This window comes from Kitasatospora sp. NPDC059462 (assembly GCF_042749955.1).
In the GTDB taxonomy this organism is placed as follows: Bacteria; Actinomycetota; Actinomycetes; order Streptomycetales; family Streptomycetaceae; genus Kitasatospora.
Map to the genome: position 1 here is coordinate 1 of NZ_JBHYUU010000346.1, position 3,619 is coordinate 3,619.

The window sequence follows — 3,619 nt, forward strand, 5'->3', positions numbered from 1 at the left end:
CGGGGGCGCCGCCGGGGGGGGCGGGGGCGGGGGCCGCGGAGGGGGGGGTGCTGCTCCCGTCCGGCCCCTGGCCCTGTCCGGTCCGCCTCCCCCGGGCGGGCGGCCGGTCAGTGCATCGCGACACCGGAGGTGTCCGACGGCAGGTCCGAGGCCTTGGCCTTGACCACGACGGCGGCGACCACGAAGGCGATTCCCGCCAGCAGCGCGCTCACGACGAAGCCGTGCGAAATGCCCTGGGCGAGCACCTCGTTGGCCGCGGTGGTGCCCTTGGGGAACTCCTGCTTCTCCAGCAGCCAGGCCTTCTGTTCCGGCGTGGCGGTGGCCATGAAGCCCGGGAGCTGGACCTTGCCCTCGCTGGTCGCGTAGTGCGCGAACACCGTGGTCAGGATCGACAGGCCGAGCGAACCGCCGATCTGCTGCATGGAGTTCAGCAGGCCGGAGGCGGCACCGGTCTCCTGGCCGGAGACGCCGGAGACGGCGAGCAGCATCACCGGGACGAAGATCAGGCCCATGCCGAAGCCGAAGATCACCGTGGGGCCGAGGATGCCGTCCACGTAGCCGCTGTCCGCGTCCAGGAAGGTCAGCCAGGAGAGCCCGACGGTGACGAGCAGCGCGCCGCCCGCCATGAACGGCTTCGGGCCGTACTTGGCCTGAAGGTTGGAGGCGATCTGGGCGGCCACGATGATGGACGCGCTGATCGGCATGAACGCGAAGCCGGCCTTGAGCGGGCTGTAGTCCAGCGGGCCCTGCACGAAGAGCGTGATGTAGAAGAAGATGCCGAACATGGCGGCGGCCACGCAGAGCATCATCACCAGGCCGCCGGTGCGGTTGCGGTCGGCGAACAGCTTCAGCGGGGTGATCGGCTGGGCGGTGCGGGTCTCGATGACCACGAACGCGACCAGCAGGACCACGCCGGCGGCGAAGGAGCCGAGCGTCAGGGCGTCCGACCAGCCGTCCGACGCGGCGCGGATGAAGCCGTAGACCAGGCCGACCAGGCCGAGCGTCGAGGTGAGCGCGCCGGGCAGGTCGAAGCGGCCCGGGTGGCGCTCCGACTCCGCGATGTGGCGCGGCGCGGCGAACGCGATGAGGACGGCGATCGGCACGTTGACGAAGAACACCCAGCGCCAGTCGAGGTACTCGGTGAGCACGCCGCCGGCCAGCAGGCCGATCGCGGCGCCCGAACCGGCCACCGCGGAGAACACGCCGAAGGCCCGGTTGCGTTCGGGTCCTTCGTCGAAGTTGGTGGCGATCAGGGCGAAGGCCGTCGGCGAGCAGATCGCGCCGCCGATGCCCTGGAGCGCTCGGGCGGCCAGCAGCATGCCGCCGTCCTGCGCGAAGCCCCCGAGCAGCGAGGCCAGGCCGAACAGCAGCGTGCCGGCGATGAAGACCCGGCGCCGGCCGAGGATGTCGCCCGCGCGTCCGCCGAGCAGCAGCAGGCCGCCGAAGGTCAGCGTGTAGGCGTTGATCACCCACGACAGGTTGGTGGTGGAGAACTCCAGCGCGTCCCTGATCTGCGGCAGGGCGATGTTCACGATGGTGGCGTCGAGCACCACCATCAGCTGCGAGGCCGCGATGACGGTCAGGGTGATGCCCTTGCGCGGGCCGCGGTCGCCTCGTGGTGGAGCGTTCTTGCTGAGCGTGTCGGAGATAGCCAAGTTGATGCCCCCTGCTGGCTACTGCTTCGTATGCTGCGGACCTTGGGGTCCGGCGTGGCCCGTCGGCGTCCCGCGGGCTATGAAGGAACGGAAGCGTTCACTACTGTGGACGATAGCGTTGGCGAGATTATGAACGCAAGCGTTCCTTAGGGTTGGTGACGATGGATCAGTTGATGCGGCGCCAGGCGGTGGACGGCTCGGCGGGCCCCCCGGCGGGCCGGGCGGCGCGACGGGCGCCCGAGGCCGCGCGGACGTCGTGTCCCGTCCAGGTCGTCGCCGAGGCGCTGGCCCGGCCGGCGCGGCGGCGGGGGAGGGAGCTGGAGGCGGCGATCTTCGAAGCGACGCTCGATCAGCTCACCTCCGGCGGATTCGCGCGGCTGACGATGGAGGGGGTCGCCGGCGCCGCGCGGACCGGGAAGGCCGCGCTGTACCGGCGGTGGGCGTCCAAGGTGGACCTGGTCATCGACGCCCTGGACTCCACTCTGCCACGCCCCGCCGACACCCCGGCCCTCGGGTCCGCCCGCGCGGAACTGCACTACCTCGTCGAGAGTTTCGTCTCCGTCGCGAGCTCCCGGGCGGGCGGTGCGATGGGCGCGGTGATGGCCGAGCTGGACCACGACCAGGCGGAGCTGTTCAAGGACTTCATCGGCCGGCGGATGCTGGAGCCGACCAAGGACGTGATCCTGGACATCCTGCGCCGCGGCGCCGAGCGCGGCGACGTCCGGCCCGGCGCGGCCAGCCCGGTGGTCGCCGACGTCGTCCCGGCGATGCTGCTGTACCGGCTGAAGGTCTGCGACCGTCGGATCGGCCCCGAGTTCGTCGACCAGCTGGTCGACGAGGTGCTGGTCCCGCTGATCAGGCCCTGATCCGGCCCCGATCCGGCGGTCCGCGCCGGAACCGGCCCGGGTCGGGGGCGTGGCCGGGTGGCATAGGCTGGAGTCCGACCAGCTGAACGGACCCCTCATGCCCATCGTCCCGCCGACGCACTCCGTCGAGCGCTCGCTGCGCCGCGCCGGCGCCAAGATCGTCGTCGGCCTCGACGAGGTCGGGCGCGGCGCCTGGGCCGGTCCGGTCACCGTGGGCGCGGCCGTCACCGGACTGCGCCGGGCCCCGGAGGGGCTGACCGACTCCAAGCTGCTCACCGAACTCCGCCGCCGGGCGCTCGCGCCCGTGCTCGCCGACTGGGTCACCGCGTACGCGCTCGGCCACGCCTCGGCGCTGGAGTGCGACGAGCTCGGGATGACCGCCGCACTGCGGCTGGCCGCCGTGCGCGCGCTGGAGGCACTGCCGGTGGAGCCCGACGCGGTGATCCTCGACGGCAAGCACGACTACCTCGGCGGCCCCTGGCGGGTGCGCACGGTGATCAAGGGCGACCAGTCGTGCATCTGCGTGTCCGCCGCCTCGGTGCTCGCCAAGGTCCACCGGGACGGCCTGATGGCCGACCTCGGCGAGTCGCACCCCGAGTTCGGCTTCGCCGACAACGCCGGCTACCCGTCCCCGGTGCACCGGGCCGCGCTGGAGGAACTCGGGCCGACCGAGCACCACCGCCTCTCCTGGTCCTATCTCGACGGGCTGCCCCGGTGGCGCCACCTGAAGCGGGTCCGGACGGTTCCCGGCCCCGGCGGCGCGGGCTCCGCGGAGCCCGCCGGGGAACAGCTCTCGCTCGGTTTCTGACGGTACGTCGGGAAGCTTCCGGGGCGGGGCGTGGTGCTCGGAGTGCCCAAGGGGTGGGGCGCCCGTGCGCGTCCGACCGGCATTTGATAGATATCCGGGTATGCCTGTCTTCCCCGAGGAGCCGGAGATCAGCGAGAGCCTCCCGGGCCCCGGCGTTCCCAGCCCCCGCGAGTCGGACGCACAAGCCCTCAACGCGCCAGCCACCGGCGGCGCGACCACCGCCGTACCGCCGGCCGCCGGCGTCGCGCCCGCTGCGGTTCCGGGCCCCCGCCCGGCGCCGCCGCGGCCGG

General features: G+C 72.7%; 3 protein-coding genes and 1 pseudogene. 3 read left to right on the top strand and 1 reads right to left on the bottom strand.

All coding sequences use genetic code 11. The features are described 5' to 3' along the window. Positions 1 to 107 precede the first annotated feature (107 nt). Positions 108 to 1,655: an MFS transporter gene (locus tag ACFXAM_RS38195; RefSeq protein ID WP_380298489.1), complete on the bottom strand. Its 1,548-nt coding sequence runs from the start codon at positions 1,653 to 1,655 to the stop codon at positions 108 to 110. Positions 1,656 to 1,816: 161 nt separating this feature from the next. Here ACFXAM_RS38195 and ACFXAM_RS38200 point away from each other — a divergent pair, with 161 nt between their 5' ends. From ACFXAM_RS38200 to ACFXAM_RS38210, 3 genes and pseudogenes are all read left to right on the top strand, one after another. Beyond that, positions 1,817 to 2,521 carry a TetR/AcrR family transcriptional regulator gene (locus tag ACFXAM_RS38200; protein WP_380298491.1) on the top strand — a complete coding sequence of 235 codons (705 nt, stop codon included), beginning with the start codon at positions 1,817 to 1,819 and terminating at the stop codon, positions 2,519 to 2,521. A gap of 97 nt (positions 2,522 to 2,618) precedes the next feature. Next, positions 2,619 to 3,329 (top strand): ribonuclease HII, encoded by a 711-nt coding sequence (locus tag ACFXAM_RS38205; RefSeq protein ID WP_380298493.1) that lies wholly within the window; start codon positions 2,619 to 2,621, stop codon positions 3,327 to 3,329. A gap of 100 nt (positions 3,330 to 3,429) precedes the next feature. Beyond that, a pseudogene (locus tag ACFXAM_RS38210) lies at positions 3,430 to 3,619 on the top strand (hypothetical protein); the annotation flags it as partial.